We start from the raw sequence: 26,564 nt of genomic DNA, 5'->3' as shown, positions 1-26,564 counted from the left end.
AAGTAGCTTGAAGCTGTAACATGAATTTTAGGGGGTGTAATTAATTTGAGTAAGTTCATGACTATACAAGATTTTTCTGATCGAACCGGTATCTCTAAAAGTGCGTTAAGGTATTATGAGTCAAAAAATCTACTTCATTCAGTAGGGAGAAATAGCAGTGGGTATAGAGTTTATTCAGATGATCAAGTGGCAACGATTAAGTTGATATCCAGTTTGCGTCTGGCTGATGTCCCGTTAAAAGACATTCAAGTGTATTTAAAAGAAGAGGATGACCATACTCGAAAAAAATTGATGGATCATTGGGTCGAAATGATAAAAGAGAGGCTAGATGTCTTGAATGTAAGCTTGCGGTATTTAGAAAGTGATTCCGCGAAGAATCAAATTTATTTGATTGAAAATGCTGAGGAAACGATTATTTGGTTCTTAGCCGAGTCTGAAACCGGGAAGTTTGGAGAATATTTTATAAAAAGAGGGAAAGAGCTTGCAAAATTAAATGTTCCTGTAAAAAGTTGTTATTTAAGATATGTTTCAGGAAAAGATGTAATTAAAGCTCATATAGGCTTTGGGGTCCCGTATGACATTCAGATTAGCGGACTATCTGAAAGTGCATTAAGAGAAAATATGCCTTCCTGTATATGTATTGCATTGCCCTTTCATGAACCCTTAACCGAAATACAAAAAGGCTATCGAAAATTAATAAATTATGCAAACGAACATAATTGGATTCCAACAGGTTCCATCCTAGAATGGTATCGTGGAGATGACTTCACAAATATCGATTTATTAATGCCTGTCACTCGAGTGGGAAAAAGGGAGGATATGCAAAATGCTTTTAAATAAAGAGTTGGTTGTTAGAATAGTAGAATTGAGCGGGAACTATTATCAATTTGGCTTGGCACAAGGGAAGGAATTACGGTCATTACCAATCCTTGAAGAATTGAACCAGCTTAAGGAGCTGACGAAAAACTCCAATGTAGAAATGGCTAAGGAAATAATAAAGGATGTCTCTCCAAATATATTACAAGAACTAGAAGGGTTGGCAGCAGGATTAGGTATGGAATTAGATGCCACTATTAAACTTTTTAGCGGATATGATGTAGTATTTCCAGAAATGGGGTGTACTACATTGGTAAACGACGGCTATTACGTGCGCAATTATGATTTTAGCCCAGAAATGTACGATGCAAGGCTTGTATTCACGAATCCTAAGGATGGCTATGTTACTGTTGGCTTTAGTCAGCAGGTAATTGGAAGACTGGATGGAATGAATGAAAAAGGGCTCGTGGTTGGGTTACATTTTGTGAATAACGAGCATAGGGAAGAGGGGTTTATTGCAACAAGTATTGTTAGAATGCTACTAGAACAATGCGCAAATACGGAAGAGGCGATAGCATTCATCACCAATATCCCTCATGGCTATTGCTACAATTACTCCATCACAGACCAAAAAGGAAATAGTGTACTAGTAGAAGCTTCACCACAACTTCAGATTATACATTCCTCCAATCCTCTAATATGCACAAACCACTTTGAATCAGATGTATTAAGAGCGAAAAATAGATTACAAATACAACAATCGGTAAAACGGAAGGAGTATGTAAATTCCTTATTAAGGGAAAGTCTAACACCTATGTCTGCTTATTTTCATTTTAATGATGAACGTTCGCCATTGTTTTTTAATCACTACAAAGAGTACTTTGGTACGCTGCATACGGTTGTCTATTCACCAGCAGATTTAAGCCTGATAATTGGAGTGGGTGAAAATTGTAAACCGGTGGTATTTTCCCTAAAAGATTATATGGAGGGGAGATTGATTCTTCCTGAATATATAAAAGGAACAATTAATCAATCTTAATAAGAAGGAAAGAAAATAAGGTAAAGCAGCAATGCTTAAATTTTAATGAACAAGGTGAGCGGTATCATAAGTAATCATTTGACAAACTAATATGATAAGATAGAGTATCAAGCATTCAGAGAAAGGAATCATGAAAAAAATGATCTATTTTTTCATATTTTTATTTGTTTTATGTATTATCGTAGCTTTGTTTGTGAATATGCATGCAGTGTTCGGAGGAAATCCGAATAGCAGTCAGAAAGAACAATACACTTCTTTTGATAATTATGTTAATGGGAAATTTGTTAATCAGGTATCCACCAAGATGAGCATGCGTGTAGTGGATTACTTCTCGATGATGAAGGATTCTATTTTTGGTGTCAAAGACCGCAATCCTGCCCGTCCATTACCTGTTTCCAACATGGATTGGGACAAAATAAAAAGTGAAGAAGATAGTTTAACCTGGTTTGGTCATTCTGCTTTTTTACTCAGCCTCGACAATAAAAAAATGCTATTTGATCCAATGCTTGGGAAGGTTGCTTCGCCTGTTTCTTTTATAGGAAGTAAGCGCTACAGTGAAGATATGCTGCATATTATTGATGAAATGCCGCCTATTGATGCTGTTTTTATTACTCATGATCATTACGATCACTTAGATTATCCGTCTATACGAAAGTTGAAGGATAAGGTGGACCATTTCTTCGTTCCTTACGGTGTCAGCGCGCATTTGGTCCGTTGGGGAGTGGCAATGGAAAAAATTACGGAACTTAATTGGTGGGAGGAAAAGGAGTTCCAGGGTCTAACGGTGGCCTTGACTCCCTCCAAGCACTTCTCTGGAAGAGGGCTCTTTAATCGTGATTCGACATTATGGGGTGGCTGGGTCATACTTGGGAGTCAAACTCGTTTCTATACGAGTGGAGATGGTGGGTATGACACTCATTTTAAGGAAATCGGGGAAAAATACGGCCCGTTTAACATCGCTTTAATAGAAGGAGGTCAATATGACAGACGTTGGCCTTGGGTTCATATGACACCCGAAGAAGCTGTACAGGCTCATGTAGATGTCAATGGGGAATATATGATGCCCATTCACTGGGGAGCGTTTACGCTTGCTTTTCATAGTTGGACAGAGCCTATAGAACAAGCTTTAGCAGAGGCAAAAAAAGCAAACGTTAATGTAATTGCTCCTCCAATTGGAGAAACAATCATATTAACAGGAGACTTATCAACATCTCCATCTTCATGGTGGAAATAATCCCATCAGTTATAAGATTTCAAACGGTATTATAAGCTTCAACATCTCAACCCACCAAAAATAAATTTGCAATTAATACGTAGGCATATTCAGGTAAAATGAATATGTCTATTTTTTTTTGAAAATCTTGTAACGTTTTATTTTTTCGTTAGTTATTTAAGTGAAGGAGGGGAGAAAGTGAACTTTGAGGAGATTTATAAAGTTTATTTTAAGGATGTTTACTTCTATACAAAATCTCTAGTATCAGACAAAGATAAAGCAGAAGAAATTACACAAGAAGCATTTTTTAAGGCGCTGAAATCATTTCATCAATTTGATGGCAAAAAAGATGTAAGGTCATGGCTTTTCACGATTGCTAAGAATACATATTTTACACAACACCAAAAACAACAACGTGAGATAAATATGGAAGAAAATGTTGTGCAAAAAGATGTCCAACTTGTAGATTATTTGATGAATGAGGACCGTGCACTTGAGATACATCAATTTTTACATGCAATGGAAGAGCCATATAAAGAAGTTTTCTCCCTTCGAACATTTGGTGAACTTTCTTTTGAGACAATTGGGCAGCTATTTGGAAAAAGTGATAGTTGGGCAAGGGTAACGTATTATCGTGCGAAAAAGAAAATAATGGCTTATATGGAGGAGAAACAAGATGACGGAAATTAAATGTACGGTGATTCAGGATTTATTACCACTTTATATCGATGGGGTAGTAAGTGAAGATACAAAATCATTAGTTAGTGAACATTTACGAACGTGTGAGGTTTGTAAAAATGAGTATGAACAAATGAAGGAAACACTTTATGTACCAATTGAAAATAAAGTAACTTTGTTCAGCAAAATTAAAAAACGATGGAATCGAAAAAAATGGCTGCTTATTTTTGGGTCTGTATTAACCACCATCATACTAGGGTTTGCAATCTTTTCATTTATATTTTATTACGAAAAGCCAATTTCCTATACAACAGATTTATTTAAAATGGAAGAAACGGAAGACGGAATGCTTGTTTTAAATTATTTTGGAGAAAGCCATGCAGGAACACATACGACGTCTCCCTTAGAAGTTGAAATAGATGGAGAACTGAAAAATATTAGCCTGGTTTATTATAATGAAACAATTGCCCATTCACCTACTAGTAACTTTTTACTAGAGGACAAAAGAATTGGACCTGATCCATTAGAGTTAGTAAATAGTGGAACTGTTGATGCAATTTACTATGGGTATTTTGATCTTAATAAAGTAACAAAAGAAAAAGAGCAAACATGGGAAGAACTTCTCGAACCAATGACGTTGATTTGGGAAAGGAAATAAGGGGACAGGCACCTCAACCCTTTTAACCTTTAAAGTAAAGACGGGTCGCGGTGCCTGTACCTCAAACACATTCACCTTCCCCCCCTTCCTAAACACTTTGACTTTTTATGGGAGATGTTTCAGAATAAAGTGTAGATGAAGAGGTGAAACAATGAGTGAAAAGGTAACGAGTACAAGGTGGTTCAGTGTGGCCATTCAGGCACTCGTAGTGCTTGCTAATAATGAAGGCCGTTGTCCGAGTGGAGAATTAGCCGAGAAACTTAATTCTAAATCTGTCTTTTTAAGAAAAATATTAAGGCATCTGGTTAAGACCGAATTAATTGAGGCGAAAGAAGGCCGAGACGGTGGATATTTTCTTGTCAAAGATCCAAGTGAAATCAAATTGTCAGAAGTATATGATGCCATGAAAGCGGAAACCTTTCCTAAGGGGTTCTTTAATGTAGAAAGTAAAGAATGTTTTGCTGATACTACTCGTGAATCCCTTTGTACATTACGCGATGAAATGGAAGGCTGGGTCGTTGCAGGTTTAGAACAAAAGACCATAGCTGATTTAATGAAAAAGTGAAACATAGCTGTTTCGCTTTTTTATTTTTCTCTTGATTAACTGTAGTTGACAAAGGAACAGTTAACGTCATATACTGTTCTTGTAGAAAATACAGTTAAAGGGGATTTATAAATGTCTAAAAAAACGATGAGTAAAGAAGAATATTTAAATAAAGTAAAAGAAATTGATACCACCAAAGAAGCGCCCAAACAATTAGAGGACACAGATTTTCTGACTGTCGCGAAAGAACGCCGTTCCGTAAGACAATATGATCCTGAATTCAAAATAGATAAAAGTGAAGTCTTAGAAATTCTTGAAGCAGCTACGTTAGCACCATCATCTAGCAACCTTCAACCATGGAGATTTCTCGTTATTGAAGATCAAATGGAAAAAGAGCGTTTGTTGCCAATCGCCAATAATCAGCAACAAATTGTCGATGCTTCTGTGGTCATTGCAGTCCTTGGAGACAGAGAGGCATACAAGAATGCCGACCGTATTTATAGTGCCATCGCTGAAAAGGGAAGAATGCCAGAAGACGTAAAAGACATGTATGTGAACAGCATTTTGGATGGTTACGGATCTTTTCCTAAAGAACGCTTAGCGAAAATTTCTCATATTGACGGCGGACTTGTCTCTATGCAATTAATGCTGGCAGCTAAAGCAAAAGGCTATGATACCGTTCCAATGGGTGGATACGATGAGGCAAAATTCATGAAAGAATTTAATGTACCGGAAAACTACGAAGCTATCATGTTAATCTCCCTAGGCAAAGGCGCGAAAGCAGGTTTTGAAAAAACTCGTCTTCCTCTTAATGAGTTAATAAATTGGAATCGATTTGAATAAATAGACTATGTGGTCGTGGGGAAAGCGATGCCTGTCCCTCTCACAATAAAAAAACACCTTTCGCTCCATTAAGTTACGAGCGAAAGGTGTTTCTTTGTTTCTAATGAAATGCCTTTCTTCAATTTAGAAGAAGCCCATAAATACATTGTTGTTGCATCCCTCATTGTTTTTTACCGCCAAATGCAATGTGTGCAGGGTATTGGTGATAGGTGTTTGTCCATACGCTGATAGTAAATTTAGCTAAAAATCAATTCCATAGATGAACTACTTTTTGTCTTTTTTAAAAAATTTACAATAAATCACAAATGGCATGCAGGTTATAAAGCACAAATGAAGAAAAAGATAGAAAGTGATTTTTTGTTAGATTAAGATTGCTGGTTAAATGGAAGAATGGTGTTACACGTGAAACATATTTCATAGATTTGGAGGAATCATGATCAAATTAACCCAAACTATTATCCAGTTATTTTGTATTATCCTATTAGTTGGCTGTTCCTTAAACGTAGAAGGCAAAGATTATAATGTTAAAGAAATAGAAAACATCATAAACAGTACATACTCTGAAGAAAACGTATTACTAACACACAGTATAGACAATAAGGATATCATCCTTTATGAGTGGAATGAGACAATCTACTTTTTTTACTTCTTGGATAAAACGCTGAGAAACCATAATAGAAAACCTTTAGAGCTTGTTGATGAGGATGGCATTTCGTGGAGTGCTGGATCAGAAATAGACGGTGATTCCCACGTATGGGGTGTAGTTAATGAAAGCCAAGAGGTTCCAGTAGGGTTAGAAAATCATGAGATGGAATTTCTTCACTTAAAGTTTGATACTTACACCATTTTTTATATTGTGACAGAAGAGAATTTAAACTCTCCGATTCTATTTTCCTATTAGAATAGGGGAGTTTCTTTTGGAGGGGAAGTTAACAGGAAAAACGACCGTTTAAACCTTTCAAACATAGAAGGATGAAAACACCTTTCCCTTCAATATATAAAATGGAGGTGTACATGATTGAATGAACAATCACATAAATTGCTGAGAGCGTCAAAATGGGCATATGCTCTCCTTTATATCCCTTTATTTGGCTACAAGATAAATCAAGAATTATATTTGTTTTGGGTTTTTATTCTGGTAGTAGGAGGCGTAGCCGTTGCCGTGAAAAATGGCTTAATACGTACGGATTTGAGAGTAAAGATCACACTATTAGACACTGTTATCACTGCAGCCTTAGTACTATTGATTTTCTCCAATATAGGCATACCTGTTTTTATTAAACAAGTAATTTTCTTCGTTGTGGTAATCAGTGTATTTTATACTTATACGAAAGCGTTATATGCTGGAAAGTTAACGTAAGGCTTGAGGGAGCAGGTGAAACAACCCACATAGGGTAGAACACCTGCCTTTTTAAGACAGGTATTCCATATCTACCTGTTTTTTTATTTTGCTCCAAATAAAGTTTTTACAAAGGTAAAGCGTTTGATGAAAAGGTAATAGAGCAAGCCAATCGAGAGGAAAGTAAGTAGATTAATAAGGATAAATTCAACCCATATCGATAGAGAAAGCTCTTGCAAATAATACCCAATAATCACAATCAGTGTTTGGTGAAGGATATAAATGGTAAAAACCTTTTTATTCACAGAGGCAATCCATTTATTTTTTATGTTCATATAGGCCTTGAAATAACCAATTATTGCAAAAATCCATGCAAAGGTGGTGATGGCTTGTAACAACGTGAATAGTATCAGTGGAGTAGTATAGCCGTTAGTAAGGTGCAGCCAATATAAGAAGAGTACAGCGCTCATGCTTACAATAGCAAGCAATAATAGGCGTGTTCGTTCTTTCTCTACTATTCGCTCGATTTCCGTTTCTTTTACGATGTATGCCCCGTAGAGAAAAAAAGTAAAATAGTAGAATGGGTTAAACTCCATCCCTAATAACACAATATCTGTAACAAAAATAGGGATGATCAATAAATATAAAAACCATGAAGAAGTAGAAGAGGTCACCATACTCTCCTTATGTTGGATGAAGCGAAAAACAGCAATGCTTAGTAACGAAAATACGACTAAAAATAAGATGAACCACATGTGAGCCGGAGTAAACGTTCCAGTAAATCCGTCAATCTGTGAAAGATCAAAGGTAAAGAAGGTAGGATAGTACTCCCAATAACTTGTAGTAGGAGGAATGATTCCCTTACTTAAGGAGGCAAAGTATCCTTGAGGGGGAACTATCACTAATACAGCAAAAATAAAGGGAATGAGTAATCTTGTCAATCGATCGCGAATGAAGGATCTGTTGCTTCTAGAACGAAGGATGAAATATGTCCCTACACCTGAAACTAAGAAAAGAATCGGCATCCGCCACTGTGACAAAAATATCGCAAACAGCTGTAAGATCATGCTTTCGTCACCTTTTATGTAGAACGGGTAATAATCATACATTCTTGCAGTATGAAATGGAATGAGTAACATAATGGCTACTACTCTTATCACATCAATATAGTGTTTCCTCACTAAGTTATCCTCCCTTTACGACAGAGAGACAGGCACATTTCTCTCTTACCGAATCCGCATATTACCAATATATCTCAAAACTTACTTTTCGAATATAAAATTTTTTCTCCAATACATAAGCAAAAGAAGGCTAGGGTGTTTAACCTTCCGTATGGATTGTTCTTTTCATATGGAAGGTTAGCACCTTTTTTGGCTTTTAAAAAATGCTATCTCTTTTCCTCCCTTTTTGTGCACCTAACCTATCTATCATTTTTAGTTTTGTAACAATTGATAATTATTTTTTTACAATACCTTTATGTGGGATTAACAATCTATTCGTATAGTGAAGACAAGAAATACAACAAAAAACAACAGAATACAACAAAAAACAACAAATAGGGAGGAAGTCAGATGACTTTTCTTAAAGGTAAAACAATTATTCGTAATGTCGTGTTAGGAATTGGATTAATGAGCTTAACGGCTTGTGGAGCAGGTGATGCAACAAGCGATGAATTGTCATTTGATCCAAATTCTTTAAGTCTTGAAGAAATTGAAGGAAAAGCAAAGGAAGAGGGCGCTGTGAACAGTGTCGGCATGCCTGATGCTTGGGCGAACTGGAAAGAGACATGGGAAGACATGAACGAAAAATATGGACTAGATCATACAGATACAGATATGTCGAGTGCAGAAGAAATTGCCAAGATGGAGTCTGAAGGAAAAAATGCAACAGCAGATATTGGGGATGTAGGAGTTTCGTTTGGTCCAATTGCGAAAGAAAAAGGCATCACCTTGCCATATAAGACTTCTTACTGGGATGAGATTCCTGATTGGGCCAAGGATGACGAAGGACACTGGGTGGTTGGCTACCAAGGAACCATTTCCTTCGTAACAGATAAAAAGCAAGTGGAGGACGCACCAACATCATGGCAAGACCTTCTAGAAGGAGACTACATGGTTTCAGTTGGTGACGTTAAGACGGAATCACAATCCCAAATTGCAGTACTTGCTGCCGCGTTGGCACACGGGGGAGATGAAACGAATCTTCAACCAGGACTCGACTTCTTTGCTGAACTTGCAAAACAAGGGCGTTTGAGTACTGCGAATAACTTGAGTGTGTCAGGTATGGAAACAGGAGAAATGGAAGTTGGGATTATGTGGGACTTTAACTCATTAGGCTATGCAGATGCGGTAGATCGCGAGCGTTTTGATGTGAAAATCCCTAAAGAAGGTTCTATCGTTAGTGGCTATGCAACAATCATTAACAAAAATGCCAAGCAGCCACATGCTGCGATGTTAACCCGTGAGTACATTTTAAGTGACGAAGGTCAAGTAAACCTTGCAAAAGGCTATGCACGACCAATCCGAGAAAACGTTAAACTACCAGAGGATGTTGCAGCAAAAATGGTTCCAGAAGAGGAATACAAAAATGCTGTACCAATTAAAGATTTAAAAGCCTGGGAAAAAACAGCAAAAGAATTACCACGTCTATGGCAGAGTGAGGTTTTAGTTCATGTCAAATAAGCTCATCGTCGTTGTTGTTGACGGCATGCGTCACGACTTAGCGATTGAGAACTTAGGATTCATGGAACACTTAGCAGCGAGCAAGAAGGCTACTCGCTGCCAAGTAGTTTCAGAGCTTCCTAGTATCTCAAGACCTTTATATGAAGTGTTATTAACCGGTACACCTAGCTCAGTGAATGGAATTACACATAACAATATGGTCAGATTATCCGAGCAAGAAAGCCTTTTTCATTTAACGAAAAAGCATGGTTTGACAAATGCAACGGCTTCTTACTTTTGGGTTAGTGAATTATACAACCGTGCACCGTTTCATTTTATCGAGGACCGTGACCAACTACACACAGAGAAGCCGATTCAAAATGGACGCTTTTATTGGGAGGATCATTACCCAGATAGCCATCTATTCCTTGATGGAGAGTTCTTGCGTCGTCAAGTAAATCCAGACTTTCTCTATATTCATTCCATGAATGTGGATGATGAGGGGCACAAATTTGGTAGCAATTCAAAGGAATATCGTGCACGAATTTTGAATGTGGATAATCTTCTTTCTGAGCTCATTCCGATTTGGCTGAAGGAAGGCTATCAAGTGGTCGTTACAGCTGATCACGGCATGTCAGAATGGGGACTTCATGGCGGAACAACGGATGGTGAACGAATGGTGCCATTTTATGTCATCAGTGACAAAGTAAAAAAAGGCGTTCAGGATATCACTTTTGGTCAGCTAGCCTTTGCTCCGTTGATGTGTCACTTAATGAATATAGATCCATCAGCGAACATGCAACCACTACCACCGACAGTGCAATCATTGCTGTAACCGAAAAAGGAGGACGTTTTCGTTGGTACGTTCAAAGCTGCTTATATTAATTTGGCTTGTGCCATTTGCTCTTGTTTTATGTGGGTTTTTGCTTGCTCCTCTTGTGAACATGCTTGTTCAAAGCTTCAGAGGAAGTGACGGAGCATTTGGATTAGAACAATTTCAAATCATTTTTAGTGATGCCTTTTATCTCCAATCCATCACAAATAGTTTGCAAATCTCGATTATTTCAGCCTCGATTGCGATTATTATAGCAGCAATCGGTGGTTATTCCATTACGACGCTAGCAAGCAGAGGGAATAAATACATGGTTATGATTACCAATATGACGTCTTATTTTGAAGGCATTCCCCTTGCTGTATCCTTTATCGTTTTACTTGGAAACAATGGGCTATTCACATTGTTATTTTCAGAATTAGGACTTCCGATTGCGGAGAGCTTTAATTTGTATTCTTGGGTTGGATTGATCATTGTCTATGTTTACTTCCAAGTGCCGTTTGCGATAATGCTGCTACTTCCAACCTATCAAGCGTTAAATAACGAGTGGCGCTATGCTTCCAACCTACTTGGGGGTAGGTCGCTTCAGTATTGGCTAAAAATTGGACTTCCTGTTTTATTACCAGGAATTTTTGGAACGTACACGATATTACTTGCAAACTCACTTGGGGCTTATGCAACAGCATACGCACTCGTTGGCTCAACGTATAACTTAATACCATTGCAAATTGGTTCACTCATTTCAGGAGATGTGTTCTTAGATCCGAATCTTGCGAGTGCCTTTGGGGTCATCCTTGCAGTAATTATGCTTGGTTCCCTTTGGTTAAATGAAAAAATCATGCGTAAAGTTAGGCGGGATATTAAATGAAAACCAAGCCTATACATCTTTTCATCGTCATCTTACTAGCAATCTATTTACTACTTCCACTCGCTGGAACGCTCGTTTATTCGCTTTCTAAAAATTGGAGTACGACGATTTTACCAGAGTCATGGACTTTCTCATGGTACATCCAGCTTTTCCAAGATGAACGTTTTTTTCAGGCACTAGGGCGTTCCATCTTTGTCATCGCTGGTGGGGTCGGCTTGAGCATGGTCATTATGCTGATCACGATATTTGTTGTCCTTCTCTACTTCCCAAAGCAAGAGATGGTCCTGAAGCTTATCTCGATGTTGCCCTACGGTGTTCCTGCTGTTGCTTCAGCCATTGGACTACTAAACTTGTATTCTTCTAGCACGTTCACGATCGTTGGAACACCATGGATTTTAATAGGAATTTATGCGGTGATTATCATTCCATTTGTGTATCAAGGCATTAGAAATAGCTTGTATTCGGTCAATGCGATCGAGCTCATTCAAGCAGCAGAACTTCTCGGGGCATCAAAGGTTAAAGCGATATTATCCGTTGTTCTTCCGAATATCTCAAAGGGAATTTTGGCTGCTACGTTGCTTTCCATTTCCATGCTCTTTGGTGAATTTGCGCTAGCAAACATACTTGTTGGGGGACGCTATGAAACGTTACAAATCTATCTTTACCAACAGCTCAGTAAAAATGGTCATTTAACGAGCGCGATCGTTATTTCGTATTACACCATTATTATTATCATTACTGGCTTCCTTTTAACCTTACAATCAAAGAAGTCTAGTCAAACTACGAAGAAAAAATCGATTTTCCTAAAAACAAAGCAACCTATGAAAATTTCCATCCATGAAGGAGAGGTAAAATGAGTTATGTACAAGTAGATTCATTAGTAAAACGCTATGATGATAAAACGGTTCTTGATAACCTTTCCTTCTCCATTGAAAAGGGAGAATTTGTTACATTACTTGGCCAAAGCGGTTGTGGTAAAAGTACCTTGCTCCGTTCTATTGCGGGAATTACAGGGGTTGATGCAGGAAACATCATGGTTAACAACCAAGACATTACCCATCTTCCTTCACGAAAACGTGGAATTGGGATGGTCTTTCAATCGTATGCTCTATTTCCGAATATGACTGTGTTTCAAAACATTTCATACGGCTTGAAGATGAAGAAAGAGGGCAATGTTGAGTCGAAGGTAAAGAAGATGATGGACATGATGGACTTGGGTGACCTTGAGAAGCGCTACCCACATGAGCTATCGGGTGGTCAACAGCAACGCGTTGCCTTTGCTCGTTCGCTCATAATGGAGCCTAGCGTTCTTTTACTAGATGAGCCGTTTAGTGCCTTGGATGCAAAAATTAGAAAATCGCTACAAGAGGAAGTAAAAAAAATCCAACGCGAGCTTGATATTACGACAATCTTTGTCACCCATGACCAGAAGGAAGCCATGATTTTAAGTGATACTATCTATGTCATGAACAGAGGAATCATTGAGCAAGCAGGATCTCCTGAAGAAATTTATACGAAACCAAAAAACAAGTTCGTTGCTAGCTTCATTGGTGCCTACAATTTATTTTCCGCTACAGAGTGGGGAGAATGTACAGGGATGGTTGCCCAACAAGACGTCGCCATTCGGCCTGAAAGCATACTCCTCACTTCTAGCAAAGAAACCCTATTAACCAATGATGAGCAGTATGTGCTTAACGGACAAATCAAACGTAAAATGTTAAATGGAAACATAGTAAGCTATAAGGTTCAAGTAGACAATCATAGTGTCCTAGTTGATGAGATTAATCGAACGGCAAGCTACGCAGAAGGAGAAGATGTTCGTTTGATCATTCCAAAAACGGCATGTAGCTCTCTGTAGGAGATAGAAAGGTGATGAAAGACTTGTTTCCTGAAGAACGAAAACGATTTATCCTCGATCAACTAAAGTTAAAACAAAAAGTACAAGTAACGAGTTTAGCAGAACAATTTTCTGTTACATCGGAAACCATTCGTCGTGACTTGGATCAGCTTGAAAAAGATAGCCTCATCAAAAGAGTCTATGGTGGGGCAGTTCTTTCAAGCTATCAGCACGGCGAACCTTCACTAAATAATCGAAAAAGCATTCTAGAACAGGAAAAAAAATTAATCGGAAAAAAAGCGGCGGAGTTCATTAAAGATGGCACCACCCTTGTGATTGATATTGGTACAACCATGCTTGAACTTGCCAGGCACATTAAGAATAAAGAAAACGTAACCATTCTAACGAACTCACTTCCAGTTTCATCGATCCTGCTTGATTCACTAAACCGACATGAGTTTTCCGGACAAGTTATATTACTTGGTGGCGAGCTAAATATTAAGCAGCATTCCATTACAGGAAAGATTACGGAAATGGTTTTAGAAAATTTCATCATAGACCAAGCCTTTATCTCTGCGGGAGGTATGTCCTTGCAAAACGGCATTAGTGACTATGATCTTAGTGAATCAATGATTTCCAAATCCATGATTAAAGCCTCAAAGGAAATTTTCGTCCTTGCCGATCATTCCAAAATAGGGGTAGATGCCTTTTGTAAAATTTGTCGGCTAGATGAAGTGGATGCGATTGTATGTAACAACTTACTCCCTCAAGCATGGCACGGACATGAGGGATTACGAAATGTAGACTGGATAGTAGCGAATGAGTAAAAGGAAGTGACATCTTGAAACTTGACTATCATGTGCACCTAGAAGAAGGGCCATACTCGACAAATTGGCTCGCACGCACTGCAAAGGCGCTCGCCTTTTTTAAAGATAAGGACCTTAAGGAAAACCGCCACTCCTTGGAATGGATCAATCATCTCTCAAGTGATATCAGCGACCGTATCCGTCAAGGCTGTTACTCAGAGGCTTGGCTTGATTTATACCTTGAGCGTGCAAAACAGCTAGGCTTAAAAGAAGTGGGAATCGTTGAACATTTGTATCGCTTCCAAGAATGCCTAGACTATTTCACCAAGCATATGCATCTTGAAGCGGACGAACTAGGAAGCGTGCAAGCTCGTTGGCTCAACCATGTGGCCACCATCCCATCCATGAATGAGTTCATTGAATTTATTCAGTCCCAGCAGGAAAAATGGAAGTCTCAAGGCGTGACACTTCGCCTCGGACTGGAGGCTGACTTTTTTCCTCAAGGGGAAGAAGAGCTTGAACGTTTAATCTCCGACAAGCCTTGGGATTATATCATCGGATCGGTGCACTTCGTCCGGGGCTGGGGCTTTGATAATCCTGAAACTCAGCATTATTTTAAGGAGATGAACCTACGAGACTTGTACCATACGCATACATCCTATGTGTGCCAGTCAATCGAATCAAATTTGTTTGATGTTATCGCACATCTAGATAACCTAAAGGTGTTCGGATATCGCCCAGATGAAGGTCAATTGCTTGAGAATTACGAGCGAGTCGCAACAACGATTAAGAAGCATAACCTCGCTTCAGAAATTAACACAGGGCTATCCTATCGCTATCCAATAAAAGAAGCATGCCCAAGTCCTAGCTATCTTAACGTACTCGCGAAGCACCAAGTACCGCTAACCCTTTCATCAGACGCACATTATCCTGATGATCTCGGTACAAACCTTGATCACGCACGAATGCTCTTGCATGAGAACAACTATACAAAGGTGGTAGGATTCGAACAAAGAAAGAGAATGGAGATATCCCTGTAAGGGCAAAGCGGACATATACATTTACACCATCGACCTGATGGTGTCTTTCTTTTTAGTAGGCTATTATCGCAAACCTTGTTGCTGTTGCACATACCTAAAAATACAGTAAGCAATGTGGTTGTCGTGCTCTTTTTGTATAGGGAGATTTAAACATAATCCCATTTTTATTTGCATAAGATTGGAAAAAGTCTTAAACCCAACTTTTTCAATAATCTGTTAGAAACGAGCCTAGAAAATAAAAACAATAGTCTATCCATCCCCTTTCGGTTAAGATTAGAGCAGTATGTTTTATTGGAGGAACAAAATGATTAAATTAATGGCGGACTCAACTTGTGATTTGGCAGATGAAGTGTTGGAGATGTATGACATTAGCATGGCGCCGTTGTCGATTAATATAGAGGGAAAGACCTATAAGGATAGAGTGGATATAATGCCGGATGAGTTTTATGGAATGATGGAGGCGCTTTCGGAGTTTCCGACGACGGGGATGCCAAGTCCTGTGGAATATTTGGCGATCATGAAAAATGCGATTGAGAGTGGATATAAGGAAATTCTTTGTATTTGTATGTCTAGCGGGACAAGTGGAGCCTATCAATCTGCTGAGCTGGCGAAGGGATATTTTTACGAGGAGAATCCTGATTCCACGGTGAAAATCCATGTGGTGGATTCCAAATGTATGAGCCACGGGAGCGGCTTGCTGTTGCTAAAGAGTGCGTTAATGCGAGAGCGAGGGGCAACCTTCGAGGAGCTAGTAGAGTTTAACGAAACGTATAAAACCAATGTGAAGCATTACCTTTCTGTCGATGACTTAGATCATCTGATTAAGAGTGGAAGGCTGTCAAATGCCAGCGCATTCCTCGGCAAGCTTTTGATGCTGAAGCCAATTATGACCATGAAAAATGGAAAAGGGGCAATAGTTGCAAAGGAAAGAGGACTAAAGCGGGTCCTCGTGCATTATGTGCAGGAGTTCATCAAACGGAACGATGAAAAGATGACGGAATTTGTGATCATAGGCTACACCTCCGACATAAAGGTTGCGCAAAACCTCAAAGTGAAACTGGAAAAAGAAACAGATTTCAAGGGGGACATCCACATCATGCAGATGGGAGTGTCGGTTGGAACACATGTTGGACTAGGTGCGCTTTCGATGTTTTTTGTGGAGAAAAATTGACTGCTAGATGAAGATAACCTTTAATAACGGATGTTATAATAGGAGTATTTAGTAATCGTTTGGAGTGGAAAGCATGACAAAGAAAGATGAAACGAATGCAGGGAACAAAAAAGAGGATCAGAAAGTAACCCGAAAAGAAATGATTCAAGAAAGCTTTGAGAAAGCTGTGAAGCAAAACGGGAAGGCTTTAGAGAAGTTAAGTCAAAACTAATTTTGAACGGAGAACCAACATGGAAACAGTATATTTCGCAGGTGGATGTCTCTGGGGAGTTCAGGCATTTATTAAAACATTACCTGGTGTTACGTTTACCGAAGCGGGAAGAGCGAATGGCAAAACTAACACACTGGATGGCGAGTATGATGGCTATGCGGAATGTGTGAAAACAGAATTTGATCAGAGGGTTGTAAGCCTGGAGAGATTAATGGAATATTTCTTTGAGATAATCGATCCGTATAGCTTGAATAAACAAGGAGCGGATGTTGGGGAGAAATATAGAACAGGTATGTATAGTGAAGACGCCAAACATTTAGAAGCGGCGAGGAAGTTTATTCAGAATCGCAGCGATGCTAACCGTATCGTCGTCGAAGTATTGCCGCTTTCAAACTATGTAAGAAGTGCGGAGGAGCATCAGGATAGGTTAACACGGTGCCCAGATGATTATTGTCATATTCCTGAAGCGTTGTTAAATAAATATAAGTAAGGGAATTTAAGAAAAAGTAGTCAGATGGGATAGTGATCTGACCTGTTAAATTTTTTTAGAGAAAAAGAGATAGTAACTAATAGCCGGGGATAATATATAAAAGGTCATTAGCTTTTATAGTTTTTTATATAAAAAACTATTATTTGACTTCACCGACTATTTTCCATTCTCCTTCAACTTTCTCCAAAAGAATCAAAGACTGGAAAGAAAGAGATTGATCATTATTTAAACATCTAACAGTTATGTTAATTTGTTTAGATTGAAACTCTTTAATTTTATAAATAAGTGGAGCATTTCCTTCTTCAAATAGCAAATTTGGGCAAGATGTAATTCGCTTAATATCTACGGGTTCTCTTACTTTTACGAAAGGGGATGTTTCCGAGATTTCTTTCCATTGCTTTTCAGTTAGAACACTTATATTTATATTGTTTAATTTTTTTTCATTCGTAAAAAGTTCTTCTACTAAATTATAGGGTTTATTGAATGAATTATCTATTACTATGTAAAATAAACTTGATATGACAATAACGAGTATTGAAGCAGTGAGTAAGATTTTCTTCAAGTAGTTTCCTCCTAAACAAAATAACCCCTTTTGATGAAAGGGGTTATATAATAGTGAATCTTAGTAGTTTCTCCCAGATCCTTTTTGTTTCCAGTTACTTGTGTAATAAGTATTTGGATAGCCGTTATCTTGAAGTGGTCCTCTACCAGCCTTGTATTGATTTTGTGCAACATTTAAGATGTAAGTATTGTTAGAGAAATTAACTTGCGGTACCCATTCGAAAGGTAAATATCCATTGGCCGGTAAATAGTTAAAGTCTGTTGTAGCTAATTGTTGACCTGAATATCTGTCATATGCAAATTGTTTGTGTGACCAATACACTTCATGTTGATTAGAAGTAAAATAAGTTTTCCATTTTCCACCTGTATAAACCTGTCCATTCTTATATGCTTCTCTAATCCAACTTGAAGCTTTACCATCTCCTAATGCCCACTGGTCAATTGCAGCTGCTACACCACCAGTGAAAAATGTACTTAGTACACTTATCCATACTTTATTAGAAGTAACTTGACCGGAAATAAACGAGAATGTTTTAGAGTAACTTTCTCTTTCTAAAGTGCTTTTCAATCCTCTAACAGAATCAAATTGATGATCATAATAAAGGTTCTCAAATGTCATATAAATTCTTAGTGCACCTTCACCTGGATCAAAAGAGTTTGTATTAACTAAGTTGCTATAAAGTAAGTTATCTTTCTCGGTAGTATATATGGGGGTGTAGTAAGTAGCAATATAGTCCTCGCCATTTTCATTTTTACCTGTTTCTACATGGTTTATTTTATACCCTGTAATTCCTAGCTTTTGCATAAATGCTTTTTCTTCAGTCTTAGTTAAAGTTTGAGTTGCATTTTCATTCTTTAAATCATTCGGTAGGTTATTTTTACTAATAAAATTCATCTGTTCTTCAAGTGTGTTTTCGATTTTGTAAACAATATTTCCTTTACTTTCGAAAGAATCTATTTTTCTATCATTTCCCGTATTAAAACTAAATTCTGGATGTTTGTTAGTGTCATTTCCCTTTGCAAACCCGGAAGGTACTATGCTAAAAGTTAACATCAAAATAGTAAATAATGCAAATAGCTTCTTAAGCACTTCTAAAATCCCCCTTATTAAAGTTTTCAGCGACAATTATTGTCCTGCATTTCATCATAGATTTACTTATTCTATTAAACATTTTAAATAAATTTCACAAAATGATAGAAGGTATAACTAATTTTCATAAAATGGGAAAACTTCTGATTCGATTGAATCCATGATGGTTTTTGGTTAAATAAGGTAACTATTGGGAAAAAATAGAAGCTCTTCTAATATAAAAATACCATAATCATACAATAATAACTATCTTTATTCCTAAAAGAATATTCATAGAGTTAGAAGAGTAAAGTGGATATGAACCTTGAAACGGGGATGAAAAAATTGGGTTTTTCTCTTTATCTTCTAATAATTTTAAATACAATAAAGAAATTTAAAAGGAACAAATATAAGAAAATATTACACTAGAAGTATAATAAGTGAACTGGTAGTAGATAAGTATTTAAAAATAAGTCAACTCTCAGAGGATTAAGAGCCAAGTACATTTTTGATACAGAAACTGTAGCATAATAAACCAAGTTGCATTTCTATAAAAAAAGTGTTGGGCCTCCATTGACGTAACACTTTTAGTTTGAATATATATTATCCAAATTCCTTTAGATATCCTCCAGAACATCCTTTGCTGAAATCTACTGTTAAAGGAATAACCTTTTTAACCTTACACTGTTTTTGCCGAATCCTTATTTTTTTAACCCAAAAAGGAAAAAAGAGGGATCTACTAGAAATAATATATGTTCGTAATGGAATTAAAAGGAAGTCAATGGCTGTTCTTACAGTAAAAAATATCGTTCTTGTAAACACGAAGGAGAAGATACATATGTCTATTACTGAATCTAGTAAACCTTGTCACATAAAGCTTCGAGATATTAGAATCCCAGAAGATTATGAGCACATTGCTACCCTTCTTAATATGGTAGAACCAGGATCAACAACGGCTCAAACCCTTGCTGAAGAGGATTCGCAAATTCCAACGACATCAAATTTGACATTAAATGAAGAGGGTCTCTTGATTGGTTTTGGTAGAACAAGAGTGATTGCAGAAAATGATCACGGTCAAGTGATTGGGTATGGTGCTGTTTTTCGTGCTCCTTGGGTTGATGCTGGTAGTGTGGGGTGTATTTTTTGTGCTCATCCTGATTACAGTGGCCAGGGGGTAGGAGAGAGGATTTTAGCACATCTTGAAAATTGGGCAAATGAACAGTAAGCTTCTGTCTTAACATCCGTCATAATGGATTGGATTGATGCTTCCCTTCCTTTTGTCCAGAAACGTGGTTATTCTTTGGATGCTCATGTATTTGACCTTGAGTTGGACGTCCATCAATTTGACTTTGCTAGATATGCGAGTTTAGTAGAACAAGTAACAAAGTCTTGCATTCAGTTTGTTACACTTGCTGAAACTATAACAGACGATACCGAAAGAAAATTGTATGAATTGTGGGTGGATACCTCAAAGGATAACCCAGGTCAGTACGGTAGTGTTGCTCCATTTGATCAATGGAAAAAAGAGTTCATGCCAGAAAATTTTTCGCGCAAAGATTGGGTTTTCATTGCAGTTGATGGGGAGCGGTTCGTGGGCGTGACTCAATTATTCACCACAGAAGAGGAAGGAGTAGTGTATACAAACTATAGTAGTGTATACAAACTATACAGGCGTTCATAAAGAATATCGTGGGCGTGACATTGCAAAAGCATTAAAAGCTCTATCCATTGAGACGGCAAGGAAAGCAGGAGCGCAAACGATGACTACCGATTCTGAGAAAAGTAACGCTCCTATACAACATCTAAATCGAACCTTTGGATATATTCCCGGAAAAGGACATTACCGGATTTTAAAGAGATTAAGAGATTAGTTGTAGGCTAGGGAATTATTTCTGCCTCTAAACACAGCGACGAAACAGATAACTCTTTAACCTATTGAAACGCTTAAAAAAAAGCCAGGGATTCCTCCGAAAAATGAAGGCTCCCTGGCTTTTATCTGTTATGACATATTTAGGATACGTGTTCCTTGTGTACGCTCTTTTCTAATATCTGCGATCCTTCGACTTCCTTCATTTTCGCCTCAAATTCCTCATTCCCATTCAGAAGGAAAAACTGGATGTTATCCACAATCTCTAGTTCTTCTGAATATTTATCTAATAATTGCTCTGTGTATTCGTCTTGGTCGATAGCTTCTGGGACTTGCACCTTCAATCCAAGTAAATATATCTTTCTCTCTGGTATGACACTCACCACTTTTCGAATGAAATACGCCTCCACAATTTCACTGTGAGGAAGGAGATTGTCGGCAATTTCCTTCACTTGTTCTGGTGCTTGGTCGTGTGCCATATACTGGTCGTCGAGGTTGAGGTCAGAGGCTTCCTCTTCAAACTGCTTTAATAGAGTTGGCCAGGCTTCAAGCTGGATTCTAGTTTCCTCAAATGCCTCCATGTTGCCAGTGTGATAGTAGTATTCACAAAGAGTGTCTAAAGCCTCTTCCTTTAGCTCCCAATCAATTTCCATCGCTTTTTTGACGTAACGCTCGCCTTTTTGGGCAGTATCTTCCTGATGCAAGTAGATGTTTCCGAGTGCAAGGTAAGCCGGTGCAACTCTCTCTTCCGAAAACTCCACAATCATTTCCTCTAGCAAGGGAATAGCCGGTTCATATCCAACTAGATTGCGAGTTAGAATCGCCTTTTCATATTTGCCATGGATATCAAGTTCCTTACTCTGTTCTAATTCTTGCAATCTACTTTTTGCATCATTATAGGAAGCGATTTGCTCGTTCCATCTTTCCTTGTTGTGCTCTAACCATTCTTGATTAAATTGCTGGAGGATTGCTTTTGGATTGGCAAAGAAAAAGTCGATGGCAGATTCCTTATTCGTTGGAATGTCCGGTTTCATCCCAACAGCATTCAATCGCGCAGTCAAGCATGGATGGGTATCCTCTACATTGCTTTCCCTTGAAAGGGCATTTTGTAGAAATTCGTTTGCTAATGCGGGATTAAGTTTTTGGTATCTACTGAAAAATTGTGTATACGGGTGAGGCACGACGTTCGTTTTGGAGCCTTCTTGGAAAAGCTCATGAAAGAAATTCTCATAATAGTACTGTCCGCCAATGGAGACGGTACATAAAGTATCCCTTACTGCTTCAGGTGATGTTACTTTTGCAGCTGCGGCATCTGCAGCATACTCCTGCTGGCGGGCCATGACAAAGGTGTGGGCCGAATACCGAGGATAAAACCATTGAATAAACTTGCGGAATAAGAAGGTTCCAAACTGTTCATTATTTTCTAGGGAAGTCATAAGCTGCGCCCAAGTTTTTCTCACACGGTAGATCATCGCACCGAATGAGGTATCGGAATGGGAAATATGCGCTAGCTCATGGGCTAAAACAGTGGTAAACTGCTCCCGGCTGAGGCCAGACATCAGTGGAATCCCAATCATCAAGATGTTTTTCTTCGGACCAAATAGTCCAAATTTATGATGCTGCATCACAGCGGCATTGAAATCATTGTCCAACACAATCGCATGAATTTTAGGTGTTTTAAGCTGAGTACTAATAGTGGAGATGGCTTTCTCCAATTCAGGTGCTTCGTTTTTCTTTAAGTAATACCCCTCTGGCAGTGATATTGTCAAATATAGCGACTTAATAATGAAAAAAGATAGAGCACCAGTTACTAAAAATAATTTCAGACTGCCAGACGAAAAATTTCCGTCCGTCATATACAGAACGGAAATAGTCAGTAAAACTAACACCAAGGAGAGAAAGAATAAAATATATCCATAGCCAAGTGCCGTTAATAAGAGCACTTTAAAGCGATATCTCCCAGGATTTTCTTCCGCCTTTGTTTCGAGTTTTTTTACGAGCAATTCAAATTTCTCATCCGTCATAATTCCCCACCCTTTATATTTATTTCCATCTTCTTTAATTAAAGCATGACCTTCAGAAATGAGATAGTCCTAATTTTTGTAAAATTAGGACTTTTTAAATAAAGGTATTAGTGGTTTTTTCTATTTTCTACATTTTCATTGGTTTCTCCAGGGGGAAGCTGATATAACCTGCTTTTCGGGTCATAAATCTTTTGAGAAGGCCATAGTCCGTGATGTCCTGAAAATAGATAGCTAACAAGACAGGCTACAAAGAAGTATTCCAATCCTTGTCCATTAAACATTTCCATTGCGAGGAGAAATGCTGCCAAAGGGGTGTTGGTACCTGCACTAAACGCGGCAATCAAGCCTAATGCAGCCAGAAAGGAAAGAGGTAGATCGATAAAAGTATGCAACGCATTGCCTAAGGTTGCGCCAATGAAGAATAAAGGGATGGCTTCCCCTCCTACAAAGCCGCTACCAATCGATATCGCAGTAAAAGCAAGCTTGGCCAGGAAAGAATAAGGAGGGACTTCTTCCTTGAAGGATTGTTCTAACATCTCAATGCCCCGGCCATTGTAGTCTTGTGAGCCAATCAGGAAAGTTAACGCTACAACTACGATTCCTCCAAAGAACGCTCTTTTCATATGATTCTTTTTGAAAATTTTCTCTGAAAAATGTTGTATCCCGTGGCGCAACTGACAATATAAAACACTAACCCAGCAGAAGACTACAGTTAGAAGGATAACTTTTATAAACGTAATCAGTGATATCTCTGGTACGCTTTGGATGATAAGTTCCTCATGTTGATGTCCCCAAGCTGCTGTTGTGATGTAGTGTGCAACAAAGCTTGAAGTAAGACATGGGACAAGTGCTTCAAATTTCAATTTTCCTAATGTGGCCATTTCCATACCGAAAACAACCCCCGTTATGGGTGCCCCAAAGGCAGCGCCAAAGCCAGCACTTATTCCGCTCATGATGAGAATTTTTGAGTCCAATTTGTTTACTTTAAAGAAGTGGTTGACGGCTGAGGCCACACTGCCGCCCATTTGAATTGCTGCCCCTTCTCTCCCTGTTGAGCCCCCCAATATGACGGTAATAAAGGTACCAATATAGACGATTGGACCCATTCTCATCGGCACTTTTTTACTCCCATGAACGGCGTCGATGACCAGGTTATTTAACTCAGCCGTGTCATGTAACGTATTATTCGAGAAAACCTTCCCGTAATTCATATATAAGTAACCGATGACAATGCCTCCAAAAGGAAGAAGGAGGATAAGCCAATCGTTTTGTAATCGTACATCTCCAAGATAATCATTTGTTTTTAAAAGAAAGGTGGTGGTCGAGCCCACCATGAAACCAATGATGCTTCCAAAGAAACTCCATTGAGCAAGAAGGGTAAAAAAGGTTTTATACTTCAAAAGCATCCAAAAATCACTCATTTCTAACCAGTTCTAACAGACAATGTTATTTTTACCAGATGCAATAAAATTATTTAAGAGCATATCAGTTGCCTATTTAAAGGAATGCATGCTATTATATCGGTATATTCCGATATAACGATATGAAGGTGGAGAAATCATAAGCATGAATGACGTTCAAAGTTTCTTAAAAGCGTTAGCAAGTGAAAAAAGGCAGGAGATCATGTTTCTGTTCAAAGAGAAGAGTAGGTTAACAGTCAATGAAATTGCGGAGTTAGTTGGTATAGGCCAGTCTACTGCCTCCGAACATCTTGCTGTATTAAAGCGAGCTGGCATTTTACTTTCGAAAAAAGAAGGTAAAGAAGTTTACTATTATCCAGACAAAGAACAGATTATAAAATCGCTTCAAGGATTCACAGAATTTATCACTACTTGTTGCGAATAAATTATCCACATCTAAAAAAAGAAGGCTCTTTTCAAAAAATTGTTGCTAAAAACCTAAGAAAAAGTCGGCTTTAAGACTTTTTCCAATCATTATGCGAAGAAAAATTGCTAAGTGTATAAACTCCTCCAGGAAAAGAGCACGACAGCAACCTTTATCACGTGTGTCTTAACTATACGCAGTAGCAACAATGTTTGCGAAAACAGCCAAAAAGAAAGAAGGGAACATCATAATGGAAAACAATATTTTAGCTGCTCCTCTGACCTTACCCAATGGAACGGTAATCAAAAATCGTATCTTTAAATCAGCAATGAGCGAGGCGCAAGGAACAGCAGATCATGCGCCAACCACGTCCTTAGTAAAACTATATGAAAAGTGGGCAGAGGGCGGCGTTGGTCTTTCTGTTACTGGAAATGTCATGATTGATCGCCGTGCACTCGGAGAACCTGGGAACGTCGTTATAGAAGATGAAAAGGATTTAGAGATGCTATCAAAATGGGCGAAAGCAGGCACAAAAAATAATACCCATTTGTGGATGCAACTGAATCACCCAGGGAAGCAATCGCCGAAATTCATCTCCAAAGAACCAGTGGCACCAAGCGCTATCCCTCTATCTGGAAAAGTAGGGAGATTTTTTAACACACCACGAGCGCTGACTTCAGAAGAAATTAAAGAGGTCATTAAACGTTTTGGTAATAGTGCGAGGATCGCGAAAAAAGCAGGCTTTACCGGCGTGCAAATCCATGGAGCCCATGGTTACTTGGTGAATCAGTTTTTGTCCTCTCACCACAATCAACGAGTCGATGAATGGGGAGGAAGCCTACAAAATCGAATGCGCTTTGTTTTAGAAGTATATAAAGAAATCCGACAGCAAGTTGGAGAGGACTTTCCGATAGGAATCAAACTAAACTCAGCAGACTTTCAGCGTGGTGGCTTTACGGAAGAAGAATCGATGGCAGTTGTTCAAAAACTATCCGAAGCAGGAATAGATTTAATTGAGATCTCTGGTGGAACGTATGAAAAGCCCGCGATGATGGGGGCACCTGAAAAAGAAAGCACGAGACAGCGTGAAGCTTACTTTTTACACTATGCAGAAAAAGTTAGGAAGCTAGTTGCGACTCCTATCGTCGTGACAGGAGGTTTTCGTACGAAAGCAGGGATGATAGATGCCCTCACTGAAGATGAAATTGACATGATTGGCATCGCACGTCCCTTTGCCCTTTATCCAGATTTACCGAATCGTTTGTTGAATGGAGAGCTAGAAAAAGTGATGATGCCGCCTATTACAACAGGTATGACAAAGGTGGATAAAAACATTCCGATGCTTGAAATTGGCTGGTATGGGCAACAGCTAGCTCGAATAGGAAAAGGCAAGAATCCTAAGGAAAAGCTTAGTGCATGGTCGACGATTTTACATGTGTTATGGAGTCAAGGAACACACGGGTTTACGAAGAAACGAGGATAAGTCAAACAAGGGAACAGATTTAAGGACCTGTTCCCTCATTTTAATATTTGATGTTAGGTGTTACTGAACAATCTTTCTTTATCAGGATCGATGGTTTTTTCTAATTTGTCTTTCTTGCTTGTAACAAAATAAGCAAGGTTGAGAAGCTTATCCAGACTAAAAAGATAGACCTCTCTGCGAAAAATGATGAGTGTAAAGGCACTTGTATAAAGAACAAGGCTCATGAAATTCATATTTCCAGACAGTATAAAATTAATGTGCATAAAGAGGCAGGTTAAGATAGATGGGATAGTAAAAAAACCCATCACGATAAAAACTCCTATTATAATTTGTACGATAGGGATGACGTAGTTTAATGCCATCACATGTTCCAATGCCACAAGTTCAATAAAATGTTTATAAAATACTGGTACATCTGGCTTCTCTAATGCACTGTTTAAATAGGTAGTCAGAAATTCCCCAGGCTTTTTAAACCATAATTTATCAGAGATTTTGGTCACCCCGGCTAAAAGCCAACCCACCCCGAAGAGAACACGCATGAAAACAATGACAATTGGAAACATCCACCCCTTTTTAATAATTTTTGCTTGAATTGCCATTCCATTACTCCTCCTCATCATATCATCTACTACTTTTTCCTTATAGAAACTTTTTTGTATTAGGTAAAAAAATAGGATAAAAATTTTTATGT

The 26,564-nt window shown here is 38.3% G+C and carries 30 protein-coding genes; 24 read left to right on the top strand and 6 right to left on the bottom strand.

Annotation, left to right across the window (positions count from 1 at the left end; all coding sequences use genetic code 11):
• The first annotated feature begins 45 nt into the window (after positions 1-45).
• The 9 genes from FIU87_RS20580 (at position 46) to FIU87_RS20540 (ending at position 7,151) form a co-directional block, all read left to right on the top strand.
• Positions 46-840, top strand: a complete 795-nt coding sequence (locus FIU87_RS20580; protein WP_152446314.1) for a MerR family transcriptional regulator — start codon at positions 46-48, stop codon at positions 838-840.
• Complete coding sequence (locus FIU87_RS20575) at positions 827-1,855, top strand: C45 family autoproteolytic acyltransferase/hydrolase (protein WP_152446313.1); 1,029 nt, start codon at positions 827-829, stop codon at positions 1,853-1,855. Before FIU87_RS20580 ends, FIU87_RS20575 begins: the two co-directional genes overlap by 14 nt.
• 139 nt (positions 1,856-1,994) lie before the next feature.
• Positions 1,995-3,089 (top strand): MBL fold metallo-hydrolase, encoded by a 1,095-nt coding sequence (locus tag FIU87_RS20570; protein ID WP_152446689.1) that lies wholly within the window; start codon positions 1,995-1,997, stop codon positions 3,087-3,089.
• Positions 3,090-3,266: 177 nt separating this feature from the next.
• A complete protein-coding gene (locus tag FIU87_RS20565) occupies positions 3,267-3,758 on the top strand; it encodes an RNA polymerase sigma factor (protein WP_152446312.1) in 492 nt (163 codons plus the stop codon).
• Entirely contained in the window at positions 3,745-4,404 is a 660-nt protein-coding gene (locus tag FIU87_RS20560) for a zf-HC2 domain-containing protein (RefSeq protein ID WP_152446311.1), read from the top strand. The genes FIU87_RS20565 and FIU87_RS20560 overlap by 14 nt, the downstream gene beginning before the upstream one ends.
• A 151-nt stretch (positions 4,405-4,555) precedes the next feature.
• Complete coding sequence (locus FIU87_RS20555; RefSeq protein ID WP_152446310.1) at positions 4,556-4,969, top strand: RrF2 family transcriptional regulator; 414 nt, start codon at positions 4,556-4,558, stop codon at positions 4,967-4,969.
• Positions 4,970-5,080: 111 nt separating this feature from the next.
• Positions 5,081-5,791 carry a nitroreductase family protein gene (locus FIU87_RS20550; RefSeq protein WP_152446309.1) on the top strand — a complete coding sequence of 237 codons (711 nt, stop codon included), beginning with the start codon at positions 5,081-5,083 and terminating at the stop codon, positions 5,789-5,791.
• A 433-nt stretch (positions 5,792-6,224) separates the two neighbouring features.
• Complete coding sequence (locus tag FIU87_RS20545) at positions 6,225-6,692, top strand: hypothetical protein (protein WP_152446308.1); 468 nt, start codon at positions 6,225-6,227, stop codon at positions 6,690-6,692.
• A gap of 117 nt (positions 6,693-6,809) precedes the next feature.
• Positions 6,810-7,151: a hypothetical protein gene (locus tag FIU87_RS20540; RefSeq protein WP_152446307.1), complete on the top strand. Its 342-nt coding sequence runs from the start codon at positions 6,810-6,812 to the stop codon at positions 7,149-7,151.
• An 83-nt stretch (positions 7,152-7,234) separates the two neighbouring features.
• On the opposite strand, the gene FIU87_RS20535 is transcribed toward FIU87_RS20540, so the two are convergent.
• Entirely contained in the window at positions 7,235-8,311 is a 1,077-nt protein-coding gene (locus FIU87_RS20535) for an acyltransferase family protein (RefSeq protein WP_152446306.1), read from the bottom strand.
• Positions 8,312-8,758: 447 nt separating this feature from the next.
• Between FIU87_RS20535 and FIU87_RS20530 the strand changes: the two genes are divergently transcribed.
• The 10 genes from FIU87_RS20530 to FIU87_RS20490 all read left to right on the top strand — a co-directional run bounded on the left by FIU87_RS20530 (position 8,759) and on the right by FIU87_RS20490 (position 17,045).
• Positions 8,759-9,811 carry an ABC transporter substrate-binding protein gene (locus FIU87_RS20530; RefSeq protein WP_152446688.1) on the top strand — a complete coding sequence of 351 codons (1,053 nt, stop codon included), beginning with the start codon at positions 8,759-8,761 and terminating at the stop codon, positions 9,809-9,811.
• The gene (locus FIU87_RS20525; protein WP_152446305.1) at positions 9,801-10,625 is read left to right on the top strand and encodes an alkaline phosphatase family protein; all 825 of its coding nucleotides are present in this window, start codon (positions 9,801-9,803) and stop codon (positions 10,623-10,625) included. The genes FIU87_RS20530 and FIU87_RS20525 overlap by 11 nt, the downstream gene beginning before the upstream one ends.
• 22 nt (positions 10,626-10,647) lie before the next feature.
• Positions 10,648-11,490: an ABC transporter permease gene (locus FIU87_RS20520; RefSeq protein WP_253905482.1), complete on the top strand. Its 843-nt coding sequence runs from the start codon at positions 10,648-10,650 to the stop codon at positions 11,488-11,490.
• The gene (locus FIU87_RS20515; protein ID WP_152446304.1) at positions 11,487-12,347 is read left to right on the top strand and encodes an ABC transporter permease; all 861 of its coding nucleotides are present in this window, start codon (positions 11,487-11,489) and stop codon (positions 12,345-12,347) included. Before FIU87_RS20520 ends, FIU87_RS20515 begins: the two co-directional genes overlap by 4 nt.
• A complete protein-coding gene (locus FIU87_RS20510) occupies positions 12,344-13,348 on the top strand; it encodes an ABC transporter ATP-binding protein (RefSeq protein WP_152446303.1) in 1,005 nt (334 codons plus the stop codon). Before FIU87_RS20515 ends, FIU87_RS20510 begins: the two co-directional genes overlap by 4 nt.
• 14 nt (positions 13,349-13,362) lie before the next feature.
• Entirely contained in the window at positions 13,363-14,154 is a 792-nt protein-coding gene (locus FIU87_RS20505; RefSeq protein WP_152446686.1) for a DeoR/GlpR family DNA-binding transcription regulator, read from the top strand.
• 14 nt (positions 14,155-14,168) lie between these two features.
• Entirely contained in the window at positions 14,169-15,173 is a 1,005-nt protein-coding gene (locus tag FIU87_RS20500) for a histidinol phosphate phosphatase domain-containing protein (RefSeq protein ID WP_152446302.1), read from the top strand.
• A gap of 304 nt (positions 15,174-15,477) precedes the next feature.
• Positions 15,478-16,344, top strand: coding sequence for a DegV family protein (locus tag FIU87_RS20495; protein WP_152446301.1), 867 nt, complete (start codon positions 15,478-15,480; stop codon positions 16,342-16,344).
• Positions 16,345-16,417: 73 nt separating this feature from the next.
• Positions 16,418-16,555, top strand: coding sequence for a hypothetical protein (locus tag FIU87_RS21170; protein ID WP_172971141.1), 138 nt, complete (start codon positions 16,418-16,420; stop codon positions 16,553-16,555).
• A gap of 19 nt (positions 16,556-16,574) precedes the next feature.
• Positions 16,575-17,045: a peptide-methionine (S)-S-oxide reductase gene (locus tag FIU87_RS20490; protein WP_152446300.1), complete on the top strand. Its 471-nt coding sequence runs from the start codon at positions 16,575-16,577 to the stop codon at positions 17,043-17,045.
• A 139-nt stretch (positions 17,046-17,184) separates the two neighbouring features.
• Here FIU87_RS20490 and FIU87_RS20485 read toward each other — a convergent pair whose 3' ends face one another.
• Positions 17,185-17,607 (bottom strand): hypothetical protein, encoded by a 423-nt coding sequence (locus FIU87_RS20485; protein WP_152446299.1) that lies wholly within the window; start codon positions 17,605-17,607, stop codon positions 17,185-17,187.
• 60 nt (positions 17,608-17,667) lie between these two features.
• Positions 17,668-18,696 (bottom strand): hypothetical protein, encoded by a 1,029-nt coding sequence (locus FIU87_RS20480; protein ID WP_152446298.1) that lies wholly within the window; start codon positions 18,694-18,696, stop codon positions 17,668-17,670.
• 817 nt (positions 18,697-19,513) lie between these two features.
• Between FIU87_RS20480 and FIU87_RS21165 the strand changes: the two genes are divergently transcribed.
• Genes FIU87_RS21165 through FIU87_RS20465 form a run of 3 tightly spaced genes read left to right on the top strand, consistent with a single transcriptional unit; the run spans position 19,514 to position 20,546 of the window.
• Positions 19,514-19,900 carry a GNAT family N-acetyltransferase gene (locus FIU87_RS21165; RefSeq protein WP_172971140.1) on the top strand — a complete coding sequence of 129 codons (387 nt, stop codon included), beginning with the start codon at positions 19,514-19,516 and terminating at the stop codon, positions 19,898-19,900.
• Between the two features lie 24 nt (positions 19,901-19,924).
• A complete protein-coding gene (locus FIU87_RS20470; RefSeq protein WP_152446296.1) occupies positions 19,925-20,356 on the top strand; it encodes a hypothetical protein in 432 nt (143 codons plus the stop codon).
• Positions 20,328-20,546: a GNAT family N-acetyltransferase gene (locus FIU87_RS20465; RefSeq protein ID WP_172971138.1), complete on the top strand. Its 219-nt coding sequence runs from the start codon at positions 20,328-20,330 to the stop codon at positions 20,544-20,546. The genes FIU87_RS20470 and FIU87_RS20465 overlap by 29 nt, the downstream gene beginning before the upstream one ends.
• Positions 20,547-20,685: 139 nt before the next feature.
• Here FIU87_RS20465 and FIU87_RS20460 read toward each other — a convergent pair whose 3' ends face one another.
• Both FIU87_RS20460 and FIU87_RS20455 read right to left on the bottom strand, forming a co-directional pair.
• On the bottom strand, positions 20,686-22,566 hold the full coding sequence (locus tag FIU87_RS20460; RefSeq protein ID WP_152446294.1) for a M48 family metallopeptidase: 1,881 nt from the start codon (positions 22,564-22,566) through the stop codon (positions 20,686-20,688).
• Positions 22,567-22,673: 107 nt separating this feature from the next.
• Positions 22,674-23,987, bottom strand: coding sequence for a voltage-gated chloride channel family protein (locus FIU87_RS20455; RefSeq protein WP_253905481.1), 1,314 nt, complete (start codon positions 23,985-23,987; stop codon positions 22,674-22,676).
• Positions 23,988-24,132: 145 nt separating this feature from the next.
• On the opposite strand from FIU87_RS20455, the gene FIU87_RS20450 reads away from it, so the two are divergent.
• Both FIU87_RS20450 and FIU87_RS20445 read left to right on the top strand, forming a co-directional pair.
• Entirely contained in the window at positions 24,133-24,411 is a 279-nt protein-coding gene (locus FIU87_RS20450) for an ArsR/SmtB family transcription factor (protein WP_152446293.1), read from the top strand.
• A gap of 229 nt (positions 24,412-24,640) precedes the next feature.
• Positions 24,641-25,873, top strand: a complete 1,233-nt coding sequence (locus FIU87_RS20445) for an NADH:flavin oxidoreductase/NADH oxidase family protein (protein WP_152446292.1) — start codon at positions 24,641-24,643, stop codon at positions 25,871-25,873.
• Between the two features lie 53 nt (positions 25,874-25,926).
• On the opposite strand, the gene FIU87_RS20440 is transcribed toward FIU87_RS20445, so the two are convergent.
• Positions 25,927-26,472 carry a hypothetical protein gene (locus FIU87_RS20440; RefSeq protein WP_152446291.1) on the bottom strand — a complete coding sequence of 182 codons (546 nt, stop codon included), beginning with the start codon at positions 26,470-26,472 and terminating at the stop codon, positions 25,927-25,929.
• Positions 26,473-26,564: the final 92 nt, after the last annotated feature.

The organism is Bacillus sp. THAF10 (assembly GCF_009363695.1).
In the GTDB taxonomy this organism is placed as follows: Bacteria; Bacillota; Bacilli; order Bacillales; family Bacillaceae_I; genus Sutcliffiella_A.
Note: the sequence above shows the minus strand (reverse complement) of the source record. Positions and strands in the feature narration are given on the sequence as shown.